Annotated in this window: 3 protein-coding genes; 1 reads left to right on the plus strand and 2 read right to left on the minus strand. The window is 43.6% G+C overall.

Going from position 1 to position 5,565, the window contains the following annotated elements; genetic code table 11:
• Positions 1–1,596: penicillin-binding protein 1A (locus ENH88_RS22790; RefSeq protein ID WP_304185842.1), on the plus strand; the 1,596-nt coding region annotated here is incomplete at its 5' end.
• Between the two features lie 78 nt (positions 1,597–1,674).
• Here the strand turns inward: ENH88_RS22790 and metL are convergent.
• Together metL and metB are read right to left on the minus strand one after the other, a co-directional pair.
• Complete coding sequence (metL, locus tag ENH88_RS22795) at positions 1,675–4,020, minus strand: bifunctional aspartate kinase/homoserine dehydrogenase II (protein ID WP_304185843.1); 2,346 nt, start codon at positions 4,018–4,020, stop codon at positions 1,675–1,677.
• 6 nt (positions 4,021–4,026) lie between these two features.
• Entirely contained in the window at positions 4,027–5,289 is a 1,263-nt protein-coding gene (metB, locus tag ENH88_RS22800) for a cystathionine gamma-synthase (RefSeq protein ID WP_304185845.1), read from the minus strand.
• Positions 5,290–5,565 lie beyond the last annotated feature (276 nt).

Genomic DNA, 5,565 nt, shown 5'->3' on the forward strand with positions numbered 1-5,565 from the left:
GCGCTCGTTAATAACTTACATGCATACGATATGCGCCATGGCTACCGTGGTCCACAGCAGCAATTATGGGACTTTGCAACGCAAACAGCGTTGAGTCATAGTGAAATTCTGGAAAAATTAAAGCCAGTAAAAGAAATCGGCCCATTATTAGCCGCTGCTGTACTTGAAGTGAGCGAGCAAAGCGCTACCGTATTATTAAAAAATGGTGAGCAAGCCAGCCTTGATTGGGACAACCTAAAATGGGCACGTAAATATATCACCCGCTATCGCCAAGGGTTTCCACCAAAAACCGCAGGCGACATACTCAACCCAGGCGAGCAAATACTATTACGGAAAAACGATGACGGCAGTTACCTGCTTAGTCAATTGCCTGAGGCGTCTAGCGCATTAGTCTCATTAGATCCTAACGATGGCCGTATTAAAGCGATTGTCGGTGGCTATAGTTTTGAGCAAAGCCAATATAACCGTGCTGTGCAAGCGAAACGTCAGGTTGGCTCTAATATTAAGCCATTTATTTACTCTGCGGCACTGAACAACGGCTATACCTTAGCGTCTATTTTGAATGATGCGCCAATTAATCAATGGGACAAGAGCCTAGGCGTGGCATGGCGACCAAAAAACAGCCCAGCCATTTACAATGGACCTATTCGTATTCGTCGCGCTTTAGCGCAATCTAAAAACGTTATTTCGGTACGCTTACTGCGTGGCGTTGGCTTACAACGTACCGCTGATCACTTATTAAAGTTTGGCTTTCAAAATAGTGATATTAATCGTAGTGAATCATTAGCATTAGGCAGTGCCTCAATTACGCCACTAGAGCTTGCTCGTGGTATGAGCGCATTTGCCAACGGCGGTCACTTGATCACTCCGTATTTCATTAATGAAATTCAAGATTCAGCGGGTAATGTATTATTTAAAACAGAGCCACTGTTAGCCTGTGACCCTGTTATTCCTCAGTTAACGATTAAACAATTTGAGTTAACACCTGAGCTTGCTAACAGTCAAGAACCTATCGCGACTCATTGCGCGCCACGAATTATATCGAAGCAAAATGCGTTTTTAATTGCTGATGCAATGCACAGTGCAGTGTGGGGCGGCGGTAGTTGGGCGCATAAAACCGGTTGGAGTGGTACAGGTTGGCGTGCACAGGCCCTAGAACGCCGTGATCTATCTGGTAAAACAGGGACTACCAATGACTCAGTTGATACCTGGTTTAGTGGTTTTAACCGCGATATAATGACCTCTGTATGGGTAGGATTTGATAATCCAGGCAACCCGCTTGGCCGTTCAACCTATAACAACAACATGGATAAAAACCAAATATCCGGCGCTGAGTCTGGTGCCAAAACAGCCCAGCCAGCTTGGGTCGAGTTTATGCGCGTTGCACTTGCTGGTAAACCTGAAGCGCCAATTGAGCCACCGGAAGGATTAGTGTCGGTAAGAATTGATTTAGCAACCGGTTTACTGAGTCAAAAGAACGATTACACCAGTCGCTTTGAATACTTTGAAAAAGGCACCTCGCCGACTAAGTATGTAATGCAACATGTAGAAAACGTGTTTGAAGAAGACACTAAAACGGAAGAAGAGCTGTTTTAATATTACTATGTCGCGATATAAAATCGCTTACATAAAAAAAGCGCCAATCGGCGCTTTTTTTGTTTACAAACACAGAGCTCATTTTAAGTTTTGTACTAACCAATATAAATCAGAATGTACGCCTGCAGCGGTCACTTCTTTACCCGCGCCAGGACCTTTGATCACCAAGGCATTATCACTATACCACTGGCTGTTAATGACAAAAATATTATCGCCAGGAGTTAAGTTAGCCAGTGCATCCCCCTGCGTTGCATACGCGAGTCCAACTTTAGCTGTTACTTTACCATCGGTAATTGTCAGCGCACCGGTATAACGCAGTACCTTGTTTTCTGTCGCCGCAGACTGTGCTTTTTCAACAATAAAGTCATCAAGCAACTGCTTATTATCAAGGAAAGACTGCCAATCACCTTGCGCCAATTGCGCAGGCATTAATGGCGTTAAGGCAATGTCGTCCAGCTCTAACGTTAATCCTAATTCACGGGCTAAAATAAGTAGCTTGCGCTGCATATCACGCCCTGATAAATCTTCTCGCGGATCAGGCTCGGTATAGCCCATTTGCTGCGCTTGCAGTACCAGCTCTGAAAACGCCACACTGCCGTCATAACTACTGCACAACCACGATAAAGTACCCGAGAATACCCCTTCAATATGGGTGATACTGTCACCACTGTTTTGTAAATCAGCTAATGCAAAGTTAATCGGTAAACCGGCGCCAACACTGGTGTTATAACGCCATAATAAATTGCGTTCGGCTAAATTGCGCCGCAAGCTTTGGTACCAATCATTATTTGCAGTACCCGCGTACTTGTTAGCGCTGATCAAATGGCAATCTAAATTCACAAACGCCGGGTAAAGCTCACTAAACGCTTCACTGGCAGTAATATCAATAACCACTTTGTGCTCGTAATCAAGTTCACTGATACGCGTTAATAAATCATCCTGTTGATAGTCAATCGCTTCGTTTTGCCACTGTGATTGCCATTGCTCAAGCGCAATGCCACTTGGGCTAAACAGCATTGCCCGCGAGCGTAACAAACCAACTAGTTTAACGCTAAAATGCTGTTGCAAACGGTTCAGTTGTTGACTAAGTTGCTCAATGAACACTTCACCAACGTTACCTAAACCCGCAACGATAATAGCCAACTCTTGACCTTTGTTGATCAATTTATCGTGCAATATGGTCAATACATCACTATCAATTGATTGATCGGTTAGCAGTAAAATATAGTCTGTATCTTGATGGCTAAAGCGGGGGGTTAAGCTTTGCTCAGTCAGTACTTGAGTTGCTTGCTCAAATAATTGCGCCACATCATTACGTGGTGCGACAACAGCGCAGCCATGTAAGTTAGATTCAATAATATTCGCGCGCCCTTGTAAGTGACTTACCACTTGATGAGTTGCATCAGCTGGCACTAATAAGTAGGTATCACCATTTTGCACAAAGTGATGCAGACTATGTTGAATTAGCTGGCTTAACTCACCAATTTCACCGCCTCGTAACTGATCAATACGCAATAAATCAATATTTTCTAAGGTAGTGATAAAACGCTTAGCTTTACTGTACCCTTCTTTAACTACCTCTGTAGCACTGGCTTCCGTATCATAACTGCTGCGAACCACTAGCTTAATATCAGTATTTTTCAGTGGTGATAAGGTTTTCGCATGCAATACCGGATTGCCTAAACGGGCAAGCAAATTAGCTTGGCCACGGCATACCTTTGAGTACTTAATGGCTTTTTTAACTTTACGCGGATCAGTACTAAATACCCCTTGGGTATCAGTCCAAATAGATACTTGGTTGGCATGGCAATAACTGCTTAACAAAGTGGCACTGTAATCACTGCCATTGCGCCCCAGCGTTACCGTATTTGCTTGGCAATCGGCGGCAATAAAGCCAGTAACCACATTAATGCAATGTGCCGAGATCAACTCAGCACAGGCCTGTTGATTTTTTTGATGTAATAACTGCCCATCATTTAAAGTAAATAACTGACGCGCATCAACATCTTTCGCCTCTAGGCCTAGTTGCTGCAAATAGGTTGCTAACAAGCGTGCCGACCACACTTCGCCATGAGCAAGTAATGCAGCTTCCTGTAAGCTTTGCTGCTGCGCTTGTTGTGCTATTAAGGCCAACTCTTGATCAAGTACGTTTAATGCTGCGTGTCGCGCCGTAGGGCTTAACAATTGCTCAATCAAAGTACGTTGGTGGTTATCAAGCTGCAGTAAAATATCACTTACTGCTTGTTGATCACCTTGCTGGTAGCTTTGCCACAGCTTAACTAACGTATTGGTGGTTTTACCGGCGGCAGAAACTACCACACAGTCACCCGCTTCAGTATGCGCTAAAATAATATTGGCAACGGCCTGATAACGCTCGGCTGAGCTTAAGCTAGAACCACCAAATTTATGAACTATATTTACCATTTTCTATTACCACAAAGCCGTATGTGCTGGAGTCAGCTTAAATGAGCTTGATTGCTCTTTATCTTGTTGTTGCGAAACCGGTGTTGCTGTAGTTGCTGCATGCAGGCCTTGACCCGGCTTCACTTTATTAAATACGCGATCTAAATCAGCCAGCAAATCTTTTGCGTCTTCAATACCGACCGAAATACGGATCAAAGTATCACCTACTCCGGCCGCTAAACGCGCGGTTGCTTCCATTCCAGCATGCGTCATGGTTGCTGGGTGGCAAATTAAACTCTCTACGCCACCTAATGATTCCGCTAAGCTGAATTCTTCAAGGCTAGTTAAAAATGCCGCTGCATCGTTAACATCACCTTTAATATCAAAGCTTACCATACCACCAAAGCCACGTTGTTGTTGTTTTGCCAACTCATGTTGCGGATGAGACTCAAGGCCAGGGTAATATACTTGGCTCACATAAGGCGAGTTTTCTAAATACTGGGCAATGATAAAGGCATTTTCTTGATGTTGACGCAGGCGGACATTCAACGTACGCAGGCCACGTAAGGTTAAATAGCTATCAAACGGTGCGCCGGTAATACCAATATTATTAGCCCACCATGCAAGCTCATCACCTAACTGTTGCGTTGCGGCAATCACAGCCCCACCCACTACATCAGAATGGCCATTAATATATTTAGTGGTTGAATGCACCACAATATCAACACCAAATTCAATGGGATTTTGTAACGCGGGCGACAAAAAGGTATTATCAGCGCCGACTAACGCACCGCACTGCTTTGCAATAGTGGTGATCGCTTTAATATCAGTTAAGCGTAAAATTGGATTACTTGGGGTTTCAATCCAAATGAGTTTTGGTTTGATCTCAAGAATTTTTTGATGGTTTTCAGCTTTAGTTAAATCTAAAACCACTAATTTTAATAGCCCGCGCTTTTCAAGCGAAGTAAATAAACGGTAACTGCCGCCATAACAATCATGTGGAATAACTAAAGTATCGTCACTGTTTAGCAGCTGAGTAGCTAAATGCACCGCCGCCATACCAGTTGCAGTGATTATACCCTTGGCGCCGCCTTCAAGTTTTGCAAGAGTTTCGGCTAAGATATCTCGATTTGGGTTACCGCTGCGGCCATAATCATATTGGCGCTTGGTATCAAAATCAGCAAATGAGTAGGTGGTCGATAAATGAATGGGAGGCACAACGGCGCCATGCTGTTTATCTGCATCAATGCCATTACGCACTGCAATAGTTGCTTTGTTCTTTTGACTCATAACGTCACCTACAATTAAATGGATGTTTAGACGTCTAAAAGGTTAGAGGATCGGATTTAATAAGTCAAAGCATTTATGCTGTTTTAGCTGCAACTATGGCAGTAAAAACATTTAAGTTGCTAGATGGCTAAATAACTAGTATTTGACTATCTTATTTAAAACGATAGAATTTCGGCATCTTTGCGCAGCAAAAGGTCGCGCAAACAATTAACAACCTGAGGCAACGACACATCCTATGGCTAAATGGAATGGTGAATATATTCACCCATACGCAGA

The organism is Pseudoalteromonas prydzensis (genome assembly GCF_011050055.1).
Taxonomy (GTDB): Bacteria; Pseudomonadota; Gammaproteobacteria; order Enterobacterales; family Alteromonadaceae; genus Pseudoalteromonas; species Pseudoalteromonas prydzensis_A.

What these genes read in the sequence shown, in the direction of transcription:
- metL (WP_304185843.1), bottom strand. Translation starts at nt 4,020, where the DNA reads ATGGTAAATATAGTTCATAAATTTGGTGGTTCTAGCTTAAGCTCAGCC.
- metB (WP_304185845.1), bottom strand. Translation starts at nt 5,289, where the DNA reads ATGAGTCAAAAGAACAAAGCAACTATTGCAGTGCGTAATGGCATTGAT.